Annotated in this window: 20 protein-coding genes; 15 read left to right on the top strand and 5 right to left on the bottom strand. The window is 60.8% G+C overall.

What is annotated here, in order from left to right; genetic code table 11:
• Positions 1 to 9: 9 nt before the first annotated feature.
• Together INS80_RS02725 and INS80_RS02720 are read right to left on the bottom strand one after the other, a co-directional pair.
• Complete coding sequence (locus INS80_RS02725) at positions 10 to 741, bottom strand: NUDIX hydrolase (RefSeq protein ID WP_192964132.1); 732 nt, start codon at positions 739 to 741, stop codon at positions 10 to 12.
• A 32-nt stretch (positions 742 to 773) separates the two neighbouring features.
• Positions 774 to 1178 (bottom strand): DUF983 domain-containing protein, encoded by a 405-nt coding sequence (locus tag INS80_RS02720; protein WP_192964131.1) that lies wholly within the window; start codon positions 1176 to 1178, stop codon positions 774 to 776.
• A 197-nt stretch (positions 1179 to 1375) separates the two neighbouring features.
• Between INS80_RS02720 and INS80_RS02715 the strand changes: the two genes are divergently transcribed.
• From INS80_RS02715 to INS80_RS02700, 4 genes are read left to right on the top strand one after another with little or no spacing between them, the layout of a single operon-like run.
• Positions 1376 to 1873 (top strand): EF-hand domain-containing protein, encoded by a 498-nt coding sequence (locus INS80_RS02715; protein WP_192964130.1) that lies wholly within the window; start codon positions 1376 to 1378, stop codon positions 1871 to 1873.
• A gap of 28 nt (positions 1874 to 1901) precedes the next feature.
• Entirely contained in the window at positions 1902 to 2516 is a 615-nt protein-coding gene (locus INS80_RS02710; RefSeq protein ID WP_369411438.1) for an RNA polymerase sigma factor, read from the top strand.
• Positions 2503 to 2910, top strand: coding sequence for a hypothetical protein (locus tag INS80_RS02705; protein WP_192964129.1), 408 nt, complete (start codon positions 2503 to 2505; stop codon positions 2908 to 2910). The genes INS80_RS02710 and INS80_RS02705 overlap by 14 nt, the downstream gene beginning before the upstream one ends.
• A complete protein-coding gene (locus INS80_RS02700; RefSeq protein WP_226892540.1) occupies positions 2907 to 3422 on the top strand; it encodes a periplasmic heavy metal sensor in 516 nt (171 codons plus the stop codon). Before INS80_RS02705 ends, INS80_RS02700 begins: the two co-directional genes overlap by 4 nt.
• A gap of 77 nt (positions 3423 to 3499) precedes the next feature.
• Here INS80_RS02700 and INS80_RS02695 read toward each other — a convergent pair whose 3' ends face one another.
• Entirely contained in the window at positions 3500 to 4900 is a 1401-nt protein-coding gene (locus INS80_RS02695) for a diguanylate cyclase (RefSeq protein ID WP_192964128.1), read from the bottom strand.
• A 114-nt stretch (positions 4901 to 5014) separates the two neighbouring features.
• Here INS80_RS02695 and INS80_RS02690 point away from each other — a divergent pair, with 114 nt between their 5' ends.
• The 5 genes from INS80_RS02690 (at position 5015) to INS80_RS02670 (ending at position 11771) form a co-directional block, all read left to right on the top strand.
• Positions 5015 to 5299: a DUF3572 domain-containing protein gene (locus INS80_RS02690; RefSeq protein WP_192967164.1), complete on the top strand. Its 285-nt coding sequence runs from the start codon at positions 5015 to 5017 to the stop codon at positions 5297 to 5299.
• Between the two features lie 47 nt (positions 5300 to 5346).
• On the top strand, positions 5347 to 6045 hold the full coding sequence (locus INS80_RS02685) for an HAD family hydrolase (RefSeq protein ID WP_192964121.1): 699 nt from the start codon (positions 5347 to 5349) through the stop codon (positions 6043 to 6045).
• Positions 6046 to 6283: 238 nt separating this feature from the next.
• Positions 6284 to 7843: a trimethylamine methyltransferase family protein gene (locus tag INS80_RS02680; RefSeq protein WP_192964119.1), complete on the top strand. Its 1560-nt coding sequence runs from the start codon at positions 6284 to 6286 to the stop codon at positions 7841 to 7843.
• A 461-nt stretch (positions 7844 to 8304) separates the two neighbouring features.
• Positions 8305 to 10197, top strand: coding sequence for a methyl-accepting chemotaxis protein (locus INS80_RS02675; protein WP_192964117.1), 1893 nt, complete (start codon positions 8305 to 8307; stop codon positions 10195 to 10197).
• 242 nt (positions 10198 to 10439) lie between these two features.
• The gene (locus tag INS80_RS02670; RefSeq protein ID WP_192967163.1) at positions 10440 to 11771 is read left to right on the top strand and encodes an MFS transporter; all 1332 of its coding nucleotides are present in this window, start codon (positions 10440 to 10442) and stop codon (positions 11769 to 11771) included.
• An 88-nt stretch (positions 11772 to 11859) separates the two neighbouring features.
• Here the strand turns inward: INS80_RS02670 and INS80_RS02665 are convergent, their stop codons facing one another.
• Entirely contained in the window at positions 11860 to 14076 is a 2217-nt protein-coding gene (locus tag INS80_RS02665; RefSeq protein ID WP_192964116.1) for an NADP-dependent isocitrate dehydrogenase, read from the bottom strand.
• Between the two features lie 421 nt (positions 14077 to 14497).
• Here INS80_RS02665 and INS80_RS02655 point away from each other — a divergent pair, with 421 nt between their 5' ends.
• Positions 14498 to 15646, top strand: coding sequence for a metallophosphoesterase family protein (locus INS80_RS02655; protein ID WP_192964113.1), 1149 nt, complete (start codon positions 14498 to 14500; stop codon positions 15644 to 15646).
• Positions 15643 to 18267, top strand: a complete 2625-nt coding sequence (locus INS80_RS02650; RefSeq protein WP_192964112.1) for an AAA family ATPase — start codon at positions 15643 to 15645, stop codon at positions 18265 to 18267. Before INS80_RS02655 ends, INS80_RS02650 begins: the two co-directional genes overlap by 4 nt.
• A 16-nt stretch (positions 18268 to 18283) precedes the next feature.
• On the opposite strand, the gene INS80_RS02645 is transcribed toward INS80_RS02650, so the two are convergent.
• On the bottom strand, positions 18284 to 18763 hold the full coding sequence (locus INS80_RS02645; RefSeq protein ID WP_226892688.1) for an SH3 domain-containing protein: 480 nt from the start codon (positions 18761 to 18763) through the stop codon (positions 18284 to 18286).
• A gap of 248 nt (positions 18764 to 19011) precedes the next feature.
• On the opposite strand from INS80_RS02645, the gene INS80_RS02640 reads away from it, so the two are divergent.
• From INS80_RS02640 to INS80_RS02625, 4 genes are all read left to right on the top strand, one after another.
• The gene (locus INS80_RS02640; protein ID WP_192967161.1) at positions 19012 to 19998 is read left to right on the top strand and encodes a 2-hydroxyacid dehydrogenase; all 987 of its coding nucleotides are present in this window, start codon (positions 19012 to 19014) and stop codon (positions 19996 to 19998) included.
• Positions 19999 to 20050: 52 nt separating this feature from the next.
• A complete protein-coding gene (gene ggt / locus INS80_RS02635) occupies positions 20051 to 21841 on the top strand; it encodes a gamma-glutamyltransferase (RefSeq protein WP_192964111.1) in 1791 nt (596 codons plus the stop codon).
• Between the two features lie 97 nt (positions 21842 to 21938).
• The gene (locus tag INS80_RS02630) at positions 21939 to 23342 is read left to right on the top strand and encodes an FAD-binding oxidoreductase (RefSeq protein WP_192967160.1); all 1404 of its coding nucleotides are present in this window, start codon (positions 21939 to 21941) and stop codon (positions 23340 to 23342) included.
• 226 nt (positions 23343 to 23568) lie between these two features.
• Positions 23569 to 26076, top strand: a complete 2508-nt coding sequence (locus INS80_RS02625) for a GcvT family protein (protein ID WP_192964110.1) — start codon at positions 23569 to 23571, stop codon at positions 26074 to 26076.
• Positions 26077 to 26097: the final 21 nt, after the last annotated feature.

Genomic DNA, 26097 nt, shown 5'->3' with positions numbered 1-26097 from the left:
CATGCCGCGTCAGTGGCTCTCGGGCATCGGATAGCCCTTGAGTCTCAGGAAAAGGCTGGTTTCATCATCGTTGCGGAAATAGGGCACACTGGCGGGCGGGCTGGTGTCGCGGATGCGACCTGTGACCTCGGCCAGAACAACTTCGGTAATGAAGGGGAGATCGAAGGTGCGCACCTCGCTCAGCGGGATCCACTGAAGATGGGACAGCTCATCCGAGGCTTTTGAAAAATCATCAAGATCGCCTGAGATCTCGGCCGCATCTATTAGAAAGAAGCGCGCGTCGAACCGCCGTGGCCGTCCGGGAGGCGTCAGGGCGCGGAACACGAACTGAAGTGCCCGGGCCGATGGCAGATGACCACTTTTGGCAAAGGCGTGCCAGTCTTCCGGTACCGCTCCGGACCACTCCCCCTGCCTCCCCAAGAGGAGGCCGGTTTCTTCCCACAACTCCCTAATGGCAGCGGCTGCAAGGGCGTGATGCAGGTCTTTGGGGGCCTGCTCTGACAGGCGGTTGCGGCACACATCGGGCAGGGGATCGGCCAGTGGAACGAGCGCATCGGCTGGATCGACAGCGCCACCTGGAAAGACGAACTTGTTGGGCATGAACGCTGCCTTGGCTCCGCGTTGTCCCATCAGGACCTGCGGGTCGTCGGACATCCGGTCACGCACTGCGATCACCGTCGCTGCGTTGCGGATGGCCGATTTGTCCTGGCTGGTTTCACCTTGTACCTCTGCTTTGCTCATCTGCCTCCCCCCTTGCTGGTCGTGGAAAGGAATCAGGTCCTGTTGTCGAACCCATGCATGCGCCGGGCCCATTGATAGGCCACGACAATTCCCTTCAGTCTCGGCAGAAGATATAGGGAGGACGCGAGACAGCCAATCGAGAAAACAGTAAATGTCACAAGCGGTTCCGGTCTGTACGCGAAATAGACCACATGCAGGATCGGGGCCATCAGATGGCCAACGATCAGGATGGTCAGATAGGCCGGGCCATCGTCGGCGCGGTGTCCGGAAAGATCGAGACCGCAATTGCTGCAGTTGTCGTTCACCTTGAGGTAGGAGTGCAGCAGGTCGCCTTTGCCGCAGTCCGGGCATTTGCGGCGCCAGCCTTTGATGAGGGCCGGTTTGGTGGGGCGGTCGTTTGCAATATGGGGCGCCTGTACGGCTTGAGACTCGGTCATGGAAAATCCTGTGTTGCGTGCCCATGTTCGCGCGCTTCATGCACGAGTAAAAGGGGGTGGCACAAGCTCTGCGGCTGGATGCCGCAAGGCTAATGCTCAAGACTTAATTCACTTTAGTGCGACGGAAAGTTGGATCCGGGGCGTTTCATACTTGCAACAGGCAGCACAGCGTTGCTGCGAGCACAAGGAAAATTGCTATGAAACATACGCACTTTATTGCCGTTATCGTCGCAACTGCTGGCCTTGCCGGGGCATCTGCCGCTTTGGCCAAGCCGGGAATGCACGGCCCTCGCGCCTCTTTCGAAGAACTCGACGCCGATGGCAATGGCCAAGTTACCAAGGCCGAGATCGAGGCTCACCGCGCTGCTCGCTTTGCTGCGACAGATACGGACGGAGACGGGAAACTGTCAGCGGCGGAAATCGAGGCGGAGGGCGTCAAGCGTGCGGCAGAGCGTGCAGTTCGCATGATCGAACGCCACGATAGCGATGGAGACGGTGCCCTTGGCCCTGACGAGTTGCCCAAATCGCGCCAGCGTGGTGATATGTTCGCGCGCATGGACAGTGATGGCAACGGCGCGATCTCGAAAGAAGAATTCCAAGAGGCACGTGCAAACATGCGCGGCAAACACCACAAAGGCCGGGATTGTGGCCAAAAATCTGGCCAAAAGCCGGGACAGGGCATGGGACAAGACTGATTTCTCAGGCGTGCTGCAAAGACCGGACATATCGCTGGGCGGGGCTTTTTCGGAAGGCCTGCCCGAAGTGAGCGGATCACCGCCTGATGATGACGCTCTACTGGCGCGTTTGGTGGCGGGCGATGGGCGTGCAGCAGCGGTATTGACTGATCGACTTGGCCCTCGCGCGTATGGGGTTGCTCTGCGGGTTCTTGGAAACCCCGCCGAGGCCGAGGATGTTACTCAGGAGGCGATGCTGCGCTTGTGGCGCATGGCTCCGGACTGGCAGCCGGGGCAGGCACGAGTATCGACCTGGCTCTATCGTGTGGTGATGAACCTCTGCATCGATCTCAAACGGCGCCAGCGCGGCGGACATCTTGATCTGGATGCAGTGCCTGAGCCGACCGACCCGGCAAAAGGTGCACCTGAGCAGATGCAGGATGACGCCCGCAACGACGCGCTGCAGGCAGCCTTGATGCAATTGCCCGAGCGTCAGCGACAGGCAGTTATCCTGCGCCACCTGGAAGAACTGGCGAATCCTGAGATTGCCACGATTATGGATATCAGCGTCGAGGCGGTCGAAAGCCTGACCGCCCGGGGTAAACGGGCACTGGCGGGCATGCTGGCCAAGCGCCGCGAGGAACTGGGGTATGACGATGGCTGACACCAATGAAGATCTGAACCAGCTGGACACATTGTTTGCAGAAGCGCGTCACAGCCGACCTGACATGCCGGAGAGCTTGAGGACGCGGGTTCTTGCAGATGCGATGTCTGTGCAGGCGGAGCAAAAGGGCCACGGTGCAATGCTGCAACAGCCTGCGCGGCAGGCGCTGGGTGCTCGTGTTTTGCGGAACTGCCAGCAGTTCTGGCGCGCCGTCGGCGGCTGGCCGGCCATGGGCGGCATGGTTGCGGCCTGCGGTGCAGGGCTTTGGATCGGTCTGGTGCCGCCTGATTTTCTGCCGGACCCGGTGGAAATCCTGACAACGCCCTCGCAGACAGAGGCTCTGCCGTATGAAAGTTACGACCTGACCGCGCTCTTGGATGAGGACACGCAATGAGCACCGATGAGAAGATCCCAACCTCCGGGCAGGAGCGCCGGACCGGCATGCGGCCTTGGCTGAAGGTACTTTTGGCGGTCTCATTGGCTGCGAACCTCGCGGTTGCGGGGCTGGCTGTCGGGGCCGCGCTGCGCTGGCATGATGGGGGACACCCCAGTCATCGCCCGCCCTCGGTCGGGTCATTGATTTTTCACGATCTGGACCCTGACACGCGCCGCGATCTGCGCCGCCGCGCCGAAGGAGAATTTCGCAGCTATTCTGCGCGCCGTCGCGCCGAAGGGGACGCAGTCATTGCAATCCTGATGGCGGAGCCCCTTGATTTGGACGCTCTGGCCGATCTGCTGCGCGTACAGGCCGACACCCGCCACGGTTTTCATCTGTCTGTTCAGCAAGCCTGGATCACTCAGGTCGAGGCCATGACGCCGGATGAACGCAAACACTATGCGACACGGCTGCAGTCCAAGCTGCATCACCATGGGGGCTGGGTAAAGCATCGTCCAGCCCAGGAGTAGGCGGTGATGTCCGCCTTGCAAGGCCACTCGGTGAGGTTCCATGTCTCGCCCCGAAATCTGGGCAAGGACGTGAAAGGTCAGGCGACTGCCGCACCCGGCGCTGAGAGTTTGGCGCGGTTGCGTCCTGCATTCTTGGCATTGTAAAGGGCCTGGTCGGCATTGGCGATCAGGTCGTTGACCGGGATCTTATCAGTCTTGGCCCCGCCGCCGACCACGGCGCCGATGCTGATGGTCACGGAAACCGGGTGATTGATCCCAGGCACCTCGAAGGGTTGACTGTTGATCGCATTGCACAGTGCCACGGCAGCCTGACCAGCCTCCAGTTCATCGGCGCCCGGCAGCACAATCATGAACTCTTCGCCCCCTACACGGGCCAGCAAATCGACAGGACGCAGATGGCCTTGTAGGCGACGCGCGGCTTCGATCAGAACGGCGTCTCCGGCCGGGTGGCCATAGCGGTCGTTGATCTGCTTGAAGTGATCTAGATCGGCCAGCATGAGGGCGAATTTGTCACCGGTTTCGGCAGCGCTGCGGGCGGTGCGATCAAGGAATGGCTTGGCATAGCGGCGGTTGTACAGACCAGTCATCGGGTCCTCGACGGCGGCGCGCAGCCCGTTGCGCACGCTGGCCCGCAGCAAATCATGGCGATGTTTGTACTGAAGTTGGGTATCAAGACGCAGCGCAAGCTCTTCGACGTCAAATCCGGTTTGCAGGACGTCATGAGCTCCCCGGTCGAGGGCTTCGGCTGCCACGTGCGGATCGCCCGGGTTGGGTACAGCGATCACAACCGATTGACGAGTGGCTGCCCGTGCCCGCAGGTCGGCGAGCAGTCGCAGGCCCGCGCCTGAGGTCGTCTCGTTCAGCTCAATGATAAAGACATCGGCAACGGGCTCGCTCATCAGCGGCTGGATGTCGCCGATCTGATGGGTGCGGATGTCGTGGTACACATGGCTCGACAGACGTTCGTGCCAGTCTCGGGCAGTCTGCAGATCTTCGGCTACCAATGCGATGCTGGCCGGCGGCGTGTGGGCTGTTGCTGCGCGGTCCGTCAGAGGCAGAACGAACCCGTGCGAAGCGTCTCGCTGCATGTTCAGCTCTTCGTTGGTGCTGCGCACTCGCAGGAGGCTGCGGATCCGGGCCTGGAGAATGACGTCGTCCAGCGGCTGCGGCAGCACATCGTCAATGCCCGCCGATAGGGCTTCGAGACGTCGGACGGGATTGTCGGTGCGGGTGACGGCGATCACCGGCACATCCGCCAAAGTGTCGTCACGTCTCAGCTCTTGTTTGACATCTGCGGCGTTCCCATCCGGGAGGGCATTGGCTGTGAGCACAAGATCGGGACGACAGCTGCGCGCAACCTCCAGCACGCCATCCACACGGGAGGCGAGTACGACGTCGTAATACGCCGCCGTCAGCTGGACCTTCATCATGATCCGGTTGGTGGAAACACCGTCTATGACCAGAATGGTTCCCTGCACGCAGTACCCTTTCGATGCATGGGTTTCGATGACTGGAAGTTTTCTCAGTCACTGGTTAATAAACTGTTTCGTATTTTTACTAAAATGGCTGCAACGTGTCAGGAAGGTGCCCATATGCAGATTTCCGCTGATCAAGCTGAGACAATCGCACTGCAGGCGCTGGCCTGGTTGTCTGGAAATGATGAGCTTTTTCCAGTGTTTATGGGAGCGACGGGCGCAAGCATCGACGATTTGAAGAGCCGTGCCGCGGATCCGGAGTTTTTGGGCTCCGTGCTCGATTTCTTAACGATGGACGATGCTTGGGTGATTGAGTTTTGCGATAGCGTGGGACTTCAATATGAATCACCCATGCAAGCTCGGATGGCCCTTCCGGGTGGTGCGCAGATCCACTGGACCTGATAGATCGCTCGCAGACTGATGTTGAAACTTTTGCGCAGGACATGCCCATGCCCGTAGATGCTTTTCTGTTCGACAAGGACGGAACGCTGTTCGACTTTGCCGCCACCTGGAACGGGTGGGCGGCGAAAATGTTGAAGTCGCTTTCGGCAGGGGACGAGGCGCTTGCGCAGGCGATGGCACACACGCTTGGCTTTGACTTGGCGGCGGAGGTTTTTCGTCCCGACAGCTTTGTGATCGCAGGCACCAATGCCGAGGTCGCCAGCGCCCTATGCCCGTATGTGCCGCATATGCCGGAACCAGAGCTTGAGCAGTACCTGGCCCGCAATGCTGCCGAGGCGGATCTGGCTGAGGCTGTGCCCTTGGCGGCTTTTCTTGATGGGCTGTTGGAGCGCGGCAAGGTTCTTGGTGTTATGACAAATGACGCTGAGGTTTCGGCTGTAAGTCAGCTTGAGCGTGCAGGGGTTCTGGACCGTTTTGCCTTTGTCGCTGGGTTCGACAGCGGGCATGGGGCTAAGCCCGACCCGGCACCTCTTCTGGCGTTTTGCGAGCATTGCGGCATTTCCCCGCAAAGATCTGCAATGGTAGGGGACAGCCTGCATGATCTTCAGGCTGGCGCCTCTGCTGGCATGCGCCGCATTGGTGTGCTCACAGGTTTGGCGCCTCGTGAGGAATTGCACCCGCATGCGGACGTAGTTCTTCCGAATATCGGACATATTCCGGACTGGCTTGATCAACAGGATCATTGAGCGGGAACGCAGTCCTAGCGCGTGGTATCCGATGCAAAGAGACACTCGCTCGTGACCATTACTGTTCATATCTGTCCAGAAAGTGCTGCTCACGGCGGTATGCTGCGAAAAAACGACAAGCGATGTCGTGAATGGAAAGGTTGCCTCCGTCGATATCGGGCCAGTTGAAAGCCGCAGAGCGGCAAACCGGAAGAGCCAGTCTTGGGCTGGCGCCGGGCGCAATTGGATGGAGGATACCATGGCACGAGCAGCAGCGGCCCGCAGGCGCGGTGGTGGCAGGGCAGGTGCGGCCGCTCGGCGCGGTGGGGCAGCGCTCAACCAGATGCCATGGTCTGTTCCCGTCAACACCGACCGGCCCACCGAACCGCTTGCCCCTGAAGGCGTGGCCGCCATTCACGACGGCGCCATGCGCATCTTGGAAGAAATCGGCGTTGTATTCCTCAACCCTGAAGCCATCGAGATCTTTAAGGAGGCAGGCTGCAGGGTTGAGGGCGATCTGGTTCGCATGGACCGTGAGTTTGTCATGGAGATGGTGGACAAGGCTCCGGACTGCTTTGAGATCACACCGCGAAACCCGGACCGCAAGATCCCAGTGGGTGGCAACCACATCCTCTTTGGCAATGTTTCATCGCCACCGAATTACTGGGATCTGGAACTGGGAAAAAAGGTCACCGGCACGCGTGAGCACTGTCAGAACCTTCTCAAACTCACCCAGTACTTCAACTGCATTCATTTTGCAGGCGGCTATCCGGTTGAGGCCGTAGATATCCATGCCTCGATCCGGCATCTGGACGTGCTCTATGACAAGCTGACACTCACGGACAAGGTGATGCATGCCTATTCGCTGGGTAAGGAACGGGTCGAAGACGTGATGGAAATGGTGCGCATCGCAGGCGGTCTCAGCCATGAGGAGTTCGAGAGCCGCCCGCATATGTACACAAACATCAACTCCACCTCCCCGCTGAAACATGATTTTCCCATGATCGACGGCTGTTTACGTATGGTGCGCAAGGGACAGGCAGTGGTGGTCACCCCCTTTACACTGGCCGGAGCCATGGCTCCGGTGACCATGGCGGGTGCGGTGGCGCAGTCGATTGCGGAATCCCTTTGCGCCATTGCGCTCTTCCAATATGTGCGCCCCGGCACGCCCTGCGCCATTGGTACCTTCACCTCGAACGTCGACATGAAATCGGGCGCGCCCGCCTTTGGCACACCCGAATACATGCGTGCGACGCAGATGACGGGACAGATGGCGCGTTTTTATGGCTTGCCGATGCGTTCTTCGGGAGTCTGTGCGGCAAATGTGCCCGATGGGCAGGCCATGTGGGAGACCTCCAACTCCCTTTGGGCGGCGGTGCAGTCGGGCACTAACATGGTTTATCACGCGGCGGGCTGGCTCGAAGGCGGCCTGATCGCTAGCCCGGAAAAGTTCATTATGGATTGCGAGGTTCTTCAGCAGATCCAGCGTTATCTGCAGCCCCAGATCTGCGCCACCGGCACCGAAGACATCGCCCTTGAAGCAATCCGGGAAGTGGGCAACGATGGGCATTTCTTTGGCATCCAGCATACCCAGGACCGCTACACCGACGCCTTCTATCAGCCCTTTTTGAGCGATTGGCGCAACTATGAGGCCTGGGAGGTGGCGGGCGCGATCTGGACACCGGAACGCGCGCACAGTCTCTACAAGGAGATCCTGGCGGACTTCGAAGCCCCAGCAATGGACGTGGCGATCCGGGAGGAATTGGCGGACTTCGTGGCCCGCCGAAAGGCCGAGGGAGGTGCGCCGACGGACTTCTGAGCAAAGAAATAACATTTGCCAGGGTGATGGAGCGAGAAGTGCCTCACGCGACGCTTCCAGCGTGATTCGACTTCTGCAAAGCAGCTTGGTCTGTGTCTGCGGTTGCAGCTTCCAGATAATTGAAAATGGGGCGTGCCTCCCAAGGGCGGTGCGGTGGGCTATGTCGAGTGAGAGCGCGACGATCACTTTCAGCGATCCGGTTTCATTTGCAGACGACTCCCCCCCAGAGTGCCCGACATTCTAAGTGTTTGTGCGAGAGGGCGAAAATGGTCCCTTTTCAAAATGGATAGTGTTTGAGCCCCTTTGCCGCCGATGTGTCCACAGACGGGCAGAGTTTGCCCAATTTCAGCGCCCAACTCTGAGGGCTGAAGTTTAAAATTCGAACAGGTGATCTAAGGGATTATTAGGAAAGGGTACTTATAACAGCGACCAAATGTGCCTCACTAAAGGACCTGTTAAACATGCCCACGTTTCTGTACCGGTTACCGGCTCGAATCTACGCTTTGGCAAGTTTGGCCATTGTGCTTGCCGCCGTCTTGACCTTTGCGATGCTCTCCCGCGCAGTTGAGAAATCGTATGATTTGCGCGCTGACAAGCTCGATAGCTTGACCGACTCCGTAATCAGCATCCTGGCCGATCTTGAAGCCCAGGTCCAGGCAGGGACGCTGAGCCCGGAAGAAGCGCGTGAGCTCGGTATCCAGGCGGTAGAAAAACCGCGCTTTGGAACGGCAGGCTATTTCTTTGCTTTCGACAGCAGCAACCTGATGGTTGCGCATGCTGTTGCCAAACAGCTGATTGGTAATGATCAAACCGAGTTTGAAGATGTAAACGGTGTGAAGGTCTTCCAGGAATTCCAGAAGGTTATCAAGGCAGACGGTGCCGGCTCAGTGATATACCACTTCAACAAGCCCGACTCTGACGAACCCGAAGCCAAAATGGGCTATGTGAAGTTGTTTGAACCCTGGGGCTGGGTTGTGGGTACCGGCGACTACGTGGCCGACATTGACGCAGATATTGCAGTCTTCCGTAACGCGGCTCTGGCAGCACTTGCGTTGGGCCTTGCCGCTATGAGCGTGGCCGCCTTCTTCATCGCGCGCAGCGTGATCAACCCGATCGAGAACCTGAAACAGCGCATGAAGTCCATGGCCGAGGGCGATACCGATTCTGAAATTCCGGGCATGAACAGCCAGAACGAGATTGGCGATATGTCCCGCACCTTGGATGTCTTCCGCAAGTCGCTGATCCGTCAGAAGGAACTTGAGGCCTCTCAGAAGGAGCGTGACCGCGCTCAGGCCGAGGTGGTGCAGACCGTGACCAGCCGTCTGTCGTCTCTCGCAGGTGGCGATCTGACTGTACGCATCGAAAGCGCCTTCCCCGAGGATTACGAGCAGCTGCGTTCCGATTTCAACAAAACGGTCGAAAACCTGAATGCCACGGTGGCCCAGGTCGTCGATTCTGCGCAGAGCATCCGCAACGGCGCGGCCGAGATCAGCCAGTCTTCGGATGATCTGTCGCACCGCACCGAAAGCCAGGCGGCCACCCTTGAAGAGACCGCCGCGGCCCTCGATGAACTCACCGCAAGCGTGAAATCCGCCGCCGAAGGTGCGCGCAGCGTCGAGAACATCATGGAAGAGGCCAAGCAGGAGGCCGAGAACAGCGGCGTCGTTGTGCAAAGCGCGGTGTCGGCGATGACCGAGATCGAGCAGTCCTCGACCCATATCGCGCAGATCATCAGCGTGATCGACGACATTGCCTTCCAGACCAACCTTCTGGCGCTGAACGCAGGCGTCGAAGCCGCCCGCGCGGGCGAAGCGGGCCGCGGCTTTGCGGTGGTGGCCTCCGAAGTGCGTGCGCTGGCGCAGCGTTCTTCGGATGCGGCGATGGAGATCAAGACGCTGATCAGCGACAGCTCGCGCCAGGTGGAGCGCGGCGTGGACCTGGTCGGCAAGGCGGGCGATGCGCTCACCAATATCGTCGAGCGGGTGAACCATATCTCGAAGCTGGTAACAGATATTGCCGAAGGTGCTGTGGAGCAATCCACGGGTCTCGGGGAAATCAACACCGGGGTGGTGCAGCTTGATCAGGTGACGCAGCAGAACGCGGCCATGGTCGAAGAGGCGACGGCTGCGGGCCATATGCTGAACAGCGATGCAACCAAACTGGCTGAGCTGGTGGCGCATTTCAAAGTCTCCGGCAGCAGCGGCATCACACAGATGAGCGCGCCGAAACCGGCCGCCAGCACACCGACGGCGCATGGGGATGACGACTGGGACTTCAGCGATTTCAACGAGGCCGCTCCGGCCGCAACCGGCACCGACGGCAACGCTGCTCTCGACAAGTGGCAGGATTTCTGAGACGCGCGCCACAGTTGTTTAACAGATTTTGCAGACCGCCCGGCAGCAATGCCGGGCGGTTTCCTTTTGAGGGGCGATGTTGGCGACGGGGCGTGCCATTGAGTTGTTGCGAAACCAGAGTATTGTCGGCGAGTGTGACTTCTGTGTCGGGTGGATGTGCAGCAATGGGCTGTTCTTCAGGCCTGGATGTGCGTGCAGTGCGAGACAGGCATTAATCTGGGGCGAACGTGACTGGAGCTACAATGTGGAACGCTTTGGAGGACCGTAGATACCGGCATCTCTTTCTGGCTCAGATCGTCGCCCTGGCAGGGACGGGGCTGGCCACGGTTGCCCTCGGACTTCTCGCCTACGATTTGGCGGGGGAGCGCGCTGCTTTGGTGCTCGGAACGGTGTTTACCATCAAGATGGTTGCCTACGTGGGCATTGCTCCGCTGGCTGGGGCGCTTGCCGAGCGGATTGACAGGCGGCGTTTGCTGGTCGGTTTGGATTTGGTACGTGCCGCCGCCGCTGTTTCACTTCCCTTCGTGAATGAGGTCTGGCAGGTCTATCTGCTCATTTTTGTAATGCAGGCTGCATCGGCAGGATTTACACCTGCATTTCAGGCCACCATCCCTGACTTGCTCCCGGAAGAGACACGTTACACTCAGGCGCTTTCGCTGTCGAGGCTAGCCTATGAGCTTGAGAATATCGTCAGCCCGCTTCTGGCCGGGATTCTATTGACGATCATGAGCCATGACGCACTGTTCTTGGGAACCGCCCTCGGCTTCTTCGGATCGGCTCTGCTGGTGGTCTCGGTGACTCTGCCAAAGCCGGAGCTGGACTATTCTGCGTCGCGTGGTGTCTACGAAAGGACAACGCGCGGGATGCGGATCTATCTAGCGACGCCTCGGCTACGGGGTTTGCTGGCGCTCTGCCTGTCGGTTTCCGCTGCAGGCTCTATGGTTCTGGTGAACTCGGTGGTTCTGGTCCGCTCTGAGCTTGGCTTGCCCGCAAGCGCGCTTGCTTGGGCGATGTGTGCCTTTGGTGCAGGGTCCATGATCGCCGCCCTGGCGCTGCCGCGTCTGCTTGAGAGCGTGCCGGATCGGCCAGTTATGCTGGCCGGTGCCGTTCTTATGGGAGGAGTTCTGGCGACTTTGGCCTTGGTGAACATGGCATTTGGAATGTCATGGGGAGCGCTGCTGTTGACCTGGGGGCTGGTCGGGCTTGGGTATTCCGGAGTGATGACGCCTTCGGGGCGTTTGTTAAAACGCTCAGCGAGATCCGCCGACCGTCCAGCGCTCTTTGCCGCGCAGTTTGCGCTCTCTCATGCCTGCTGGCTGGTGTCCTATCCGCTGTCGGGCTGGCTCATGACCCGATTTGGAACATCGGCCACCCTTTTGATTTTGGCGGGGATTGCAGTACTCGGGTGTCTCGCGGCACTACGGCTTTGGCCAACCGCGGATGATACCGAAGTGGAGCACATTCATGATAACCTGCCGCTGAGCCACCCGCACCTGAACGGGGAGCGAAGGCATCGGCACACTATGATTATCGATGACGAACATCCCCACTGGTCTGACCACTACCGCCGTTGATCAAAGGCCCATTAGGGGGAACATGTCCACGCAAAAAAAACACCCAGGGGTTAGCCTGGGTGTTTTTATGTCTCTCCGATGGCGGGCCTTAGTCGATGATCGCGTTCAGCGTGGCGCTGGGGCGCATTACCTTGGCTTTCAGCTCAGTATTCGGATGATAGTATCCACCGATGTCCGCAGCGGGACCTTGCGCGGCTGCCAGCTCAGCGAGGATCGCGTCTTCGCCATCGGCCAGCGCCTTGGCGATGGGGGCGAATTCGGCGGCCAGATCGGCATCGTCCGTTTGTGCGGCGAGAGCCTCGGCCCAGTAGCGGGCGAACCAGTAGTGGCTGTCGCGGTTGTCCGGCTCACCTACCTTGCGCGAGGGCGAGCGGTTGTTGTCGAGGATGCCTTGGGTGGCCATCTCGGCCGCGGCGCCCAGCACACCCGCCTTGGCGTTGCCCTTGACGTCTGCGAGGAAGTTCAGGCTTTCGCCCAGAGCACAGAACTCACCCATCGAGTCCCAGCGCAGGTGGTTCTGCTCGACCAGCTGCTGAACGTGTTTCGGCGCAGAGCCACCGGCACCGGTTTCAAACAACCCGCCACCCTGCATCAGCTTGACGATCGACAGCATTTTGGCCGAGGTGCCTAGTTCCAGGATCGGGAACAGGTCGGTCAGGTAGTCGCGCAGCACGTTGCCGGTGATGGCGATGCTGTCCTTGCCTGCTGTGATGGTCTCCAGCGACTGACGGGTGGCTTCGCGCGGGGCCATGATCAGAAACTTGTCGGCAACGCCAGCAGCCTCAAGCGCCGGTTTGACGTATTTGATCAGCTCGGCATCATGGGCGCGGTTTGCGTCCAGCCAGAAGATCGCCTCTGAGCCGGTCAGACGCTGACGGTCCATCGCGAGCTGGATCCAGTTCTCGATCGGGGCCTTCTTCACGGTGCAAGAGCGCCAGATGTCGCCCGCCTCAACCGCGTGCGAATGCAGCGTCTCGCCATTAGCTAGAACGATGCGGATCTCACCATCGGCGGGGGCCTCAAATGTGGTAGGATGGGAGCCGTATTCCTCAGCCTTTTGCGCCATCAGACCGACGTTGGCGACTGAGCCTGCCTTGGTCACATCGAGGGCGCCATTGGCTTTGAAGAAGTTTATGGTCTCGTCATAGACGGTGGAGTAGCAGCGGTCGGGGATCACGCAGTTGGTGTCGCCCTTGGCGCCGGTCTCGTCCCAGCCCTTGCCACCGGCACGGATCACGGCCGGCATGGAGGCGTCGATGATCACGTCTGAGGGAACATGCAGGTTGGTGATGCCCTTGTCGCTGTCCACCATATACATGGAGGGACGATCAAGTGCTGCGATCTCAGACTTGATCTCATCCGCGTTCGGGAGCGTGTCGATGGCGGCCAGAACCGCGCCCAGACCTGAATTCGGCGATCCACCTGCAGCGGCAATCGCTTCACCATGCTTGGTCCAGACCGGGCCGAGCCAAGCTTTCACAGCGTGGCCAAAGATGATCGGGTCGGAGACCTTCATCATGGTGGCCTTCATGTGCAACGAGAACATGGTGCCGTCTGCCTTGGTGTCTTCAATGGCATCGGCCAGGAAAGAGGCCAGTGCCTTGGCGGACATGAAGGTGGCATCGGCAACGGTGCCTTCTTCCAGTGGCCAGCCGTCTTTCAGAACTGTGACAGAGCCGTCCTTGGCGACGAATTCGATCTTGGCATCTCCGGCCTGAGCGGCCGTGATAGTGGCGGATTTCTCGTTGTCGTAGAAATCATTGCCGGGCATCGACGAGACTTTGGTCTTGCTGTCCGCGGACCATGCGCCCATCGAATGCGGGTTGTTCTGGGCGTAATTCTTGACCGCCTTTGCTGAACGACGATCCGAGTTGCCTTCGCGCAGGACCGGGTTCACCGCCGAGCCCTTGATGCCGTCATAGCGGGCGCGGATCTCTTTTTCCGCGTCGCTTTGCGGATCCTCGGGGTAGTTCGGAATGTCATAGCCCTGCGACTGCAGCTCTGCGATGGCGGCGGTCAGCTGCGGCACCGAGGCCGAGATGTTGGGCAGCTTGATGACGTTTGCATCAGGCGTTTTTACCAACTCGCCGAGGGCGGCCAGGTCATCGCTTTGCTTCTGCTCATCTGTCAGGTTTTCCGGGAAGGTTGCGATGATGCGGCCTGCCAGCGAAATGTCCTTGGTTCCGACGGTCACACCGGCGGCCGCAGCGAACTTGCGAATGATCGGCAGGAAGGAGGCCGAAGCAAGCTCGGGCGCTTCGTCTACGATGGTATACAAAATGTCGGGGTTAGAATTTTCTGTCATGTTCCACAACCTTTCAGCGATATCGGAAGCTTTGTCGACTTTGAGCGGCGGCCGCGCGCCCCGTTTTCTGTTGGCAGCGCTCCGCTTGGGGCGGGGCTGGTCGGGGGCTTGACCGGGTGTATCGCCTACCGTGTAGAACACAGACGGCCAAGGCGCAATTGCCGGCATGGGTTTTCGTCTGTGCAGTTTGACGCGGAAGCCACGATTTGCGGCGATATCCGGCCAAACGCCTCGAATACGTGGTATTTTGCGCCTTCAAACCGTGGGCGGGATGAGCGGATTCTGCGCCTGCACCTGCTATCACACCCGCAGGATCCCAGAATCGCCTTGGTGGAAGAAGAGCTGCGTTGACCCACGTGCCGTGCTCTGCCACTCATGAAAGCCTGCCGATTTCGTCTGGTCAGCCCCTTCGGAGATTTTCATGCCGCCGTTTCGTTTCCTGCACACCTCGGATCTGCATCTGGGCAAGCGGTTTGGACGGTTTGAAGAAGAAACCCGGATTGCCCTGCAGCAGGCGCGGCAGGATATCCTACCCCGGTTGGCCGCTTTGGCTCGGGACAAACAAGTGTCGCATATTCTGATCGCGGGCGATACCTTCGATACCGAAACACCATCGGACCGGGTTCAGCGGCAGGCTCTGGCCGCGATGGGGGCTGCGAACGATCTAAACTGGTGGATAATTCCCGGCAATCATGACAGCGCAGCAGCAGAGCCCTTGTGGGCCGCCATTTCTTCACACGCACCCGATAACGTGCATCTTTTGATGTCGCCTGAGCCGGTGGAGATGGCGCCGGGTGTCGTTCTGTTGCCAGCTCCTTGCAGCCATCGTTTTACAGGGCGCGATCTCACAGCCTGGATGGATGGCTGCGCGACAACTGCAGACCAGTTGCGGATCGGATTGGCTCATGGGGGTGTTGTAGATTTCGGCAGCGAAGGCGGCGATGGCGAGACGATTTCTCCACGGCGCTCCGGGCTTGCGCGGCTCGACTACCTGGCGCTGGGTGACTGGCACGGCAGTTTGCGCGTAGATGACCGCACCTACTATAGCGGTACGCCGGAAGCGGACCGTTTCAAACACGCAGGGCGCGGCAAATGCCTGCTGGTCGAGCTGGCCGCCTCGGCGCAGGTGCCACAGGTCGAAACCTTGGAGGTGGGTCAGTATCATTGGCATGATGTGGCGCTTGATCTTACCCCGACCACTGACATCGCCGCCGCCATGGACGGTTTGCTGCCGCCCGACCGGTCTGAATGGCGGTTTCACTTGCTGCGCATCCGGGCGACAGGCTGGGCAACGCCGCCGCAACGTCTGGTGCTTGACCAGTCCATTGCGCGTCTGGCACCTGAGTTCTGCCAGCTAGATCTGGTTGCTGAAGGTCTGGGCACAGAACATCACGTGGACGACCTCGATCTGATTGGACTGGGTGGCGCACTACGGGTGGCCGCCGAGGAGCTGATGCATGCAGCCAACAATACTGCCACGTCACAGGAGGATCCGGCAGTGGCTTCCGCGGCGCTCAACCGTCTCTTCGCTTATGTGCAGGCAGACAGCGATGCGGAGGATCGGTCATGAGGATCCGCGCAATACGCCTTAAGAACGTCCGCCGCTTTGTGGACCCGGTAGAAATCGGTGGGATCGGCCACGGTCTGAATGTGCTATCAGCCCCGAATGAGCAGGGTAAGTCTACCGTCTTTGATGGGCTGCACGCGCTGTTCTTCAAGGATGCAAAATCATGGGACAAGGACATCCGCGCGTTGGTGCCCCATGCCGGGGGCGATCCTTGGATTGAGGTGGATCTGGAGCACGCGGGGGCGCACTATCGCATTGCCAAGCAATTCTTCAAGACCGCTGGAAAGGGCGAAGTGCGTGTTTGGCAGGAGGACCGCCTGCTGCACCAGGCCGATGCGGCGGAAAACTGGCTGAAGACACTGATCAAACCTCCGAAGGATGGCGGGCCGTCAGGGCTCTTGTGGGTGCGTCAGGGGCTGACCTCCTTTGAGGACGCCAAGGAAACACAGCAGGCCCGACGCGACCTTTTGTCCTCGGTGGCAGGAGAGGTGGATATGATCACCGGCGGGCAGCGCATGGACGCGATATGCCGCAAGGTCCAATCCGCGCTGGATCAACTGGTCACAAAACGCGGGGCCAAAAAGGGCGGAGCGCTTGATCTGGCGGAGCGTGAGGTGGCCGATCTGCAAGATCGCCACGACGTTCTGAGTGCGCAGGTGCGCGAACTGCGAGAGCTTTTGGAGAACAGGCGCGGCCTGCGGGCGGAGCAGGTCGAGCTGGACGATCCTGAAGAGCGCACCCTGCGTGAGGAACGTCTTGAGGCTGCGCGGGCTGCACTTGAGGCCGCCAGCCGTCATCAGGATCAGCTCACGCGCGCCGGACATGCGGTGCAATTGGCTGAGACCCTTTTGGAAAACCACGCGCGCAAGGTAGACATTCTGTCTCAGACCCTGAAGGAGATGGAGGATGCGCGCGTTGCGCATGCGGCCGCGATTGACGAGGAGAGGATCGCGCGCGGCGCGCTAGAGGCGCCGACGGCCCGGCTTCAGGCCCTGTCTGAACAGGTGGGGGCTGCGCGCGCAAAGGCAAAGGCCGCGCGCCAGGCACTGGATCGGGCTCTTCAGGCCACCGCAGCCGCGCAGGCAGATGAGCTGCGCCGAGAGCTGACCGAGCGCATCGACAAGGCACAGGCCCAGATCGCTGTGATCAAAGCGCAGGCCAAACCCGCTTTGACGGGCCCCGACCAAACCATGATGCAGCGTATCGAGGCAGCGCAGATGGCATATGCCCTGGCAGTCCAGGCACACCAGGGCGCCGCAGCCGCAGTTACGGTTCATTACGAAAAGGCGGCCGGTGCCGTGCTCGAACTCAACGGTCAAAGCGTCGAAGACAAGGTGCGCTACCCGCTTCCCGATGGTGGCCGGATCGAGGTGCCAGGGGTTGCCGTCATTGATATTCAACCGGCGCAGGTGGATGGCGCAGAGACCGTGCAAAAGGCCGAGGCTGAGTTGCAAGATGCGCTCGCGCAGGTTGGCTATCCGACGATGGAGGAGGCACGCGCGGCGTTTGACCGGAGGCTGGCTGCAGCTGGGCAGCGGCAGGAAGCCGAAGCTTTGCTGGCGGTATTGGCGCCCGAAGGCGTAGAGGCCTTGCGCCGTCAGCTTGCGGGCCTGCCGACAGGGCCGTCTGATGAACAGGGCGCGGCAGATCAGCCCGAAGTCTTGGATCGCGCCGCTGCTAACGCGTTCTGCCGTGCTGCCGAGAGTGCGGTGGATCGCTTGGTCGCCGAGCAAGAGGCCTTGCGCAGCGTTGCGGATGCCGCGCGGCTTGCTGCAGAGACGGCGCGCTCGCGTCTCGAGGCTGCGGCTCAGCGTCTGGACCGGGCGCGGACTGCGGCGGGGGACGAAGAGGAGAGCAAGGCGTCGTTGGGTGCGCTTGCGACCGAACTGCCTGATCTCCAGAAGGATTTGTCTCAGGCTCAGGCAACCGAGGCCGCCTTGCGCCGGGCAGCGCCGGATATGGCGCTGGTCGAAGCCACCTTGAAACGCGCGATATCTGCCCATGAGACCGCTCGTCAGCGCAGCCAGGAAATCCTGCGCGATCTGGCTGTGCTTGACGCCCGTATCTCAGCGCATGCCAGTGCTGCGGTGGAAGAGGAACTGGCCGAAACCGAGGACCATCTGGCCCGCGCCAAACAGCGCCTGGACGCTGTGAAGTTCGAAGTCGCCGTTCAAAAGCGCCTGCTCTCAGCGCTGGAGGTGGCGCGGTCCGGCGCGAAAGAGCACTACGTGGGCCCGGTTATGGCAGAGCTCAAGCCGCTGTTGCGTATGCTCTGGCCCGAAGCCCGTTTGACGGTGGATGCCGATCAGGTCTTGCCGGAAGGATTGGAACGTCACGGCGAAAGCGCGGATTTTGACAGCCTGTCTGGCGGCACGCAGGAGCAGATCGCGCTGCTGGTGCGTCTTGCCTTTGCACGTTTGCTGGCAAAGGCGGGCACTCCAGCGCCTGTCATTCTGGACGATGCAATCGTCTACACGGATGACGCGCGGATCGAAAAGATCTTTGATGCGCTGACGCTGCAGGCCGATGACGTGCAGATCCTGGTCTTCACCTGCCGCCAGAAGGCCTTTCGCAGCCTTGGAGGCACGCCGATAAGCATTCGTTCTGTTGACTCCCGCGGCTGAACGTCGCCACGGGGTGTCACTCGCGGATTTCGTCAGGCCTGACGCCCCAGATCTTGGTCTTTGGGGCCCAGCCGCTGTAGCCGCCTGCTGAAATCTCGCACCAGTCTATTGTGCAGTCGCCAAGTCGTGCAACAACACCCAGTTCAAAGGCTGCTGTGACGGGGGATGTCGTGTCTGGGCGGGCATGGACGGTCAGCATGTCTTCTTCGACGAGCGCCGTTCGCACGCCTGAAATCAGCGTGTAGTGAACCCAGCCGCCTGCGTTGTCATGATCGCGCACCCGGCGCCAGTGTCCGAATTCTGCTGTCACCTCCAGCGGCATACCGCGGCGCTTGAACACCCAGTCGATACGGTGAGTTAGCGACGGCCCGCGGCGCACGTTGGCCTCGGAGGCCTTCATCGAAACGAACCTTGGAAGGGGGAGGTTAGTCACCGGCCCACGCGCATCGGCTGCCGTAGCCTCGCTGGTGCCTGCCAATGCGGCGCAAAGGGCCATCAAATAGAGACGCAGTTTAAAAGCCGTCATCGTTGCTGCCTGTTCGCCCATGTCCCGTTCGGAGTGTTTGTCCGACTGTTGCCGACCTTGTCGCGGCATATCGGATTTATCCATCTGACCGGCAGAGGAAAAGGTCCGAATGTCACGTCACCTAGCCTGGAAGGAGCGGAAGGGTTCTTGTGCCTGCCTGCATCCTGCGTCACGATGCCATGGCGGTGCTGGAACTGAAAAGCCATGGGAGAGCGCAAGTGGTAAGAGAACGTCTGACTGTTGTTGTTACGCGACGGTTGCCTGAGCCGGTGGAGACCCGGTTGAGCGAATTGTTCAACGTGCGGCTTCGCAGTGACGATACGCCAATGACCCGCAGCGAGTTGGCACAGGCGATGCAAGAGGCCGACGTTCTGGTGCCAACGGTCACCGATGCCATTGATGCTGGCCTCCTGGCACAGGCGGGGTCGCGTCTGAAGCTGATCGCGAACTACGGCGCCGGGGTTGACCACATCGATGTGGCCACGGCGCGCCAGCGCGGTATCCTGGTGTCCAACACACCGGGCGTTCTGACCGACGATACGGCGGATATGGCCATGGCGCTGATCATGGCCGTGGTCCGCCGCATTCCCGAAGGCCTTGCTCTGATGCAAAAAGGCGAATGGGAAGGCTGGGCGCCCACCGCGATGCTGGGCGGACGACTTGCGGGGCGGCGCCTTGGCATTCTGGGCATGGGGCGGATCGGTCAGGCTGTCGCGCGCCGGGCGAGGGCATTCGGTATGCAGATCCACTACCACAACCGCCGCCGCCTGCGCCCCGAGGTCGAGGAAGATTTGGAGGCAACTTACTGGGAAAGTCTGGATCAGATGGTGGCGCGGATGGATGTCATCTCGGTCAACTGCCCTTCGACGCCTTCGACATTCCATCTGATGAATGCGCGGCGCTTGAAGCTGATGAAGCCGGATGCGGTGATCATCAATACCTCGCGCGGGGAGGTGATCGACGAACATGCCCTCACACGGATGCTGCGGGCTGGAGATATCGCGGGGGCAGGGCTCGATGTTTATGAACACGGCATCGACATCAACCCGCGTCTTCGAGAGCTGCCCAATGTGGTGCTTCTGCCGCATATGGGGTCGGCCACTGTCGAGGGGCGGATCGAGATGGGCGAAAAAGTGCTCCTAAACATCAAGACATTCGAGGACGGTCACCGCCCGCCGGATCAGGTGGTGCCATCCATGTTGTAAGACCTAACGCGGGCCATTGGCCCGCGTTTTCCTTTTTGTGTTGGAGGATTTTATGAAACAGATTGCCATTATCGCGTTTGTCGTCGCGGCGAGTGTCGCCGGGGCGCAGGAGGCCGCCGACGCGGTCGCGCCGGAGGGGGCGACGGCGGGCAGCTTTGAGGCGCTTTCCCCGGAGGTGGCTGCGGCGCTGAAGGCAAAGGAGTCCGGTCAGCTCATTGAGGCACAAGACTGGATGATCGCGGCGGCCAACCCCCATGCGGTGTCTGCCGGAGCAGAGATCTTGCGTGTCGGCGGCACGGCGGCGGATGCCATGGTTGCGGTGCAAGTGGTTCTGGGACTGGTGGAGCCGCAATCCTCGGGTCTGGGCGGTGGGGCCTTCCTTGTCTGGTATGATGCCGCAAGCGGCGAGATCACCACGCTGGATGGGCGAGAAACAGCACCCTTGGCGGCAACCCCGCGCTTGTTTCAAGACCAGAGCGGCGCTCCGCTGAAATTCTATGATGCGGTGGTTGGTGGGCGTTCGGTCGGCACTCCCGGCACACCGGCGCTCTTAGAGGCGGCCCATCGCCGCTGGGGGCGGGCCAACTGGCCATCACTGTTCGAGGCGGGCATTGATTTGGCCGAAGGTGGTTTTTTGGTCTCTCCGCGTCTGGCCGGATTGATCGAACGCGATGGGGATCGCCTGTCGCGCTTTTCCGCAACGGCAGAGTATTTCCTGCCCGGGGGAACCCCCTTGCAGGCGGGCGACCGGCTGGTGAACCCGGCTTATGCCAAGGTTCTGCGCACACTGGCAGCCGAGGGCGCTGACGGGTTCTACTCTGGGCCGATTGCGGCGGATATCATTCGCACCGTGACACATGCGGAAGGCAATCCGGGCGTTTTGTCCGAGATGGATCTGGCGCTCTATCGGGTCAAGGAACGTCCCGCTGTTTGCGCGAAATACCGTGCCTTTGAGGTCTGCGGCATGGGGCCACCCTCATCAGGGGCGCTGACCGTGGGGCAGATCCTGGGTGTGCTGGAGCAATATGATCTGGCCGCGCTAGGCGCGGAAAACCCCGAGGCCTGGCGGCTGATCGGCGATGCATCACGCCTCGCCTTTGCCGACCGGGGCCGCTACATGGCCGACAGTGACTACGTGCCGATGCCCACCAAAGGTTTGGTAGATCCTGACTATCTGTCAGAGCGCGCGAAACTGCTGGCAGGCGATGATGCACTGCCCGAGGTCGCGCCCGGTGCGCCCGAGTTCGATCATGCGGGAGCGGAGCCGAACTGGGCGGATGATGCCTCGATCGAGCTTCCCTCGACCTCTCATATCTCCATCGTCGATGGCTATGGGAACGTGCTCTCGATGACCACCACCATCGAGAACGGCTTTGGGTCCCGTTTGATGACCAACGGCTTCCTGCTGAACAACGAGCTGACAGATTTCTCTTTCCGCACCCATCGTGATGGGGTGCCGATTGCCAACCGGCTGGAGCCGGGAAAACGGCCGCGCTCTTCGATGGCACCAACAATCGTGATGCAGGACGGCAAACCGGTTCTGGCCGTTGGGTCGCCAGGGGGCAGTCGAATCATCGGCTATGTGGCCAAGACCATCATCGCCTGGGCTGATTGGGGCATGGACGTGCAACAGGCGGTCGCCTTGCCCCACGCGGTCAATCGCTTCGGTACCTACGATCTGGAGGAAGGGAGCGCCGCCGCCGAACTGGCCGAACCGCTGGAGGCGTTGGGCTACAAGGTCAACCTGCGCGATCTGACCTCGGGTTTGCATGTGATCGAGATTGGCGACACGCTGAAGGGCGCCGCCGATCCGCGCCGCGAAGGGATTGCGCTGGGCGAGTAGGACAAGTCCCGCGCTCGCTTGCATATGGGCGCGGGAGATGTATAGTTTGCCCGCGTGTTGACATGACAACACGTAAATGGAGGAGAAGGGAACAGCCATGGTGCAAGCCACATCACTGCCGCGCAACGAACCGGGCATCAAAGCCGCGCTTGGGGTTTTGAAACAGCAGTTTGCGGATCGCTTGCAGACAGGGCAGGCCATTCGCGAACAGCACGGCCACACCACCACCTGGATCGACAATCAGGCGCCCGACGCGGTGGTTTTCCCGACCTCTACGCAAGAGGTTTCCGATATCGTTAAGGTCTGCGCGCAATATGGCGTGCCGGTCATTCCATTTGGCACCGGCACCTCACTAGAGGGTCATGTGAACGCGCCTGCGGGTGGCATTTCTGTGGACATGAGCCGAATGGACAAGATTCTCGCCGTTCATGCCGAAGATCTGGATGTGGTGGTGCAGCCCGGTGTCACGCGCGAGCAGCTCAACACCTTCCTGCGCGACCAGGGGCTGTTCTTCCCGATTGATCCCGGCGCCAATGCCTCGCTGGGCGGCATGGCGGCGACGCGGGCCTCTGGCACCAATGCGGTGCGCTATGGCACAATGAAGGACAATGTGATCGCACTTGAGGTCGTGATGGCCGACGGCGAGGTGATCCGCACCGCGCAGCGCGCCAAGAAGTCTTCAGCTGGGTATGATCTGACCCGGCTTATGGTCGGGTCAGAGGGCACGCTCGGTCTGATTACCGAGATCACCCTGCGTCTGCAGGGCATTCCCGAGGCGATCCGCTCGGCCCGCTGTGCCTTTCGCAGCGTCGACGATGCCTGCCGCGCGGTGATGATGACCATCCAATACGGCATCCCGGTGGCCCGGATCGAGCTTTTGGACACCATGAGCGTGAAGGCCGCCAATACCTATTCCAAGCTGGATCTGCCCGAGGTGCCGCTTCTGCTGCTAGAGTTCCACGGCTCCGAGGCGGGCGTGGTGGAGCAGGCCGATATGTTCAACTCCATCGCCGAGGAATTCGGCGGGTTTGACTTCGAAGCGACCTCCACCGCCGAAGAGCGCAACAAGCTGTGGCAGGCGCGCCATGACATGTATTGGGCGGGCCTTGGCCTGCGCCCCGGCGCCAAGGGGCTGTCTACGGATGTCTGTGTGCCGATCTCGCGCCTTGCGGAATGTGTTGGCAAGGCCCGCGACAAGGCCGAGGAAATGGGCCTTCTGGCTCCTATGGTCGGCCATGTGGGCGACGGCAACTTCCATGCCCTTCTGCTGATTGATATGGACAGCGCCGAGGAACGCCAGAAAGCTGATGACTATATCGGCTGGCTCAATGATATGGCGATTTCGATGGATGGCACCTGCACCGGCGAACACGGGATCGGCCAGGGCAAACGCCCTTATCTGAACAAGGAACTGGGTGCTGCGACCCGGTACATGGCAGCGGTCAAGGCGGCGCTGGATCCGGACAATATCATGAACCCCGGCAAGATCATCAGCGACTGATTCTGACAGGTTAAGAACCTGAGCGGAACACGGGCGGCGCGGGGCAATTCTGCGCCGTCTTTTGCATTTTTGGCTGCCTTTGGGTGCAGCCGGGGACAATATTGCGACCGCCATGACGCGAAAGGTCGGTTTTGTCGATTTTTGCGTCGGATGGATTTCGCGTCGCGCCCGCGAATTCCGGCATATGATTGGGAAAGCCTAGTCATTTCTTCCGGAGAAGCGGGACATGAAAACCCAAGTCAAAGCACTGGTTGTCGGCGGCGGCGCCGTCGGAACCTCGATCGCCTATCACCTGGCCAAGGCGGGCTGGGACGATGTGATGCTGATCGAGCGGGACGAGCTGACCTCCGGCTCCACCTGGCACGCCGCCGGTCTGCTGCCGCTGTTCAACATGTCCTACGCGACCACGCACATCCACAAATACTCGGTCGATTTCTACAAGACCCTGGAAGAGGAAACAGGCCTCAACGCGGGCTTTGCCGTGGTCGGCAACCTGCGCATGGCGCAGACACAGGAGCGGATGGATGAATACATGCTCTATGCATCCACCGCGGAAACCTGCGATGTGAAATACGAGTGGCTCACCCCCGACCAGATCAAGGAGCGGTGGCCGCTGATCGAAACCTCCGACCTGAAGGGCGCGATCTATCACACCGAGGATGGCTATATTAACCCCGCCGACGTGACCCAGGCGATGGCCAAGGGCGCGCGGCAGCGCGGGGTTGAGATCGTGCGCAAGATGCAGGCCGATGCCTTCCATTGGAACGGCACCCATTGGGAAGTGACCTGTACCAAGATGGTGGAGCAGGGCGGCAACCTTGTCCCCTCGGACGAGCAGGTGGTGATCACCGCCGAGCATGTGGTGACCGCGTCGGGCAACCACGCGCAGCGCACTGCCAAGATGCTAGGCATCAAGATGCCCGCGATCCCGGTCGAGCACACATTTATCGTCATGGACAAGGACCCAGAGCTGGTAAAGTGGCGCGAGGCGGGCAACCCCGAGCACCCGGTGATCCGTGATGCCGACAATGAATCTTATGCCCGCGAGGAGCGCGGCGGCTGGATCCTTGGCATCTATGAACATGGCGCGCCCGCACGGTTCGAGCACGGCGTGCCGGACAGCTTCCGCGCCGATCTGTTCCCGCTGGATCTGGACCGGATCGCCGATCAGTACATGGCAATGGCAGAGCGGGTGCCCTCCTGCGCCGAAAGCGGCCTGAAGGACGATTTCAACGGTCCGATCTGCTACACGCCCGACGGCAATCCGCTGGTCGGTCCGGCGCCGGGCCTGCGCAACATGTGGCTGGCCGAGGGCTTCTCCTTCGGGATCACCGCCGCGGGCGGTACAGGCTATTACCTGGCGCAGATGATGGTCGATGGCGAAGCCGAGATCGACATGGCCTCGCTCGACCCGAAACGCTATTCCTCTAACTGGATGACCACCGAGTTCGCCGCGCGCAAGAACGAGGAATGCTACGAGCACGTCTACATCCTGCACCACCCGGATGAGGAACGCGAAGCCTGCCGTCCTCTGCGGACCGCCCCGGCCTATGACCGGCAAAAGGCGCGCGGCGCGCAATTTGGCTGGGTCAACGGCTGGGAACGGCCGAACTACTATGGCCCGCTGGACGCGCCGGACAATTTCGACAAGGAGGCACGCTCCTTCCGCCGTGGCGGCTGGTGGCAGTATGCCGTCGAAGAGGCCAAAGCGATCCGGAATGGCGTGGGCATGATCGATGCGACCGCCTTTACCAAACACGTGATCAAAGGTCCCGGGGCGACGCAGTTCCTGGACTGGTTCACCTGCAACAAGCTGCCGAAAGTGGGCCGCATCAACCTGACCTATGCGCTGACCTCGGCGGGCACCACCCGCACCGAATACACCATCGTGCGCAATGGCGAGAACAATTACTACCTCGTCTCGGCTGGCGCTTGGAGCGAATATGACGCCGACTTCCTGCGCAAGGCGGCTGAGGACAAGATGGAGGAGTTCGGCTATATCGAGATCCAGGACGTGACCACCCAGTGGGGCGTCTTTGCCATCGCGGGCCCGAAATCCCGCGATGTGCTGAAAGAGGTGATCGTGGACGCCGACCCCGAAACGGCGCTGTCGAACAAGCGCTTCCCCTGGCTCTCGGCGCGGCAGATCGAACTGGGAATGTGCCCCGTGAATGCGATCCGTGTGGCCTACACGGGCGAGCTGGGCTGGGAACTGCACCACCCGATCGAGATGCAGACCTACCTCTGGGATCTTCTGAACAAGGCTGGTGAGAAACACGGAATGAAGCTGGTCGGCGCCCGCGCCCAGAACTGGCTGCGTCAGGAGAAAAGCTATCGCGCCTTCGGCACCGAGCTGGGCCGTGACGCCACTCCGCTGGAGGCGGACCTGCCGCGCTTTGTCGATCTTGAGAAAGAGTTCCACGGCAAGGAAGCGATGGTCGAAAAGGGCATCCGCGCCAAATGCTGCACGCTTCTGATCGATGGACCTGCCGACGCTGACCCTTGGGGACGCGAGGCGCTTTATGCCGAGGATGGCACCCGTGTCGGGCGTCTCACCTCTGGCGGCTATTCGGTGGCCTTCGAGAAGAGCATCGGCATGGGCTATGTCACCCCCGATCTGGCGGTCGAAGGCACCAAGCTGAAGGTCAAGATGCAGGACAAGCTGTGGGATGCGGTCGTGACCTGCGACAGCCCGTATGACCCCAAGAACGAGACCATCCGCAAGGACGGCTAAGCCACCTTCGCAGACCCCATC

It is taken from the genome of Phycobacter azelaicus (assembly GCF_014884385.1).
Lineage (GTDB): Bacteria > Pseudomonadota > Alphaproteobacteria > Rhodobacterales > Rhodobacteraceae > Phycobacter > Phycobacter azelaicus.
The sequence above is the reverse complement of the archived record's forward strand: the minus strand, read 5'-3'. Positions and strand labels throughout refer to the sequence as shown.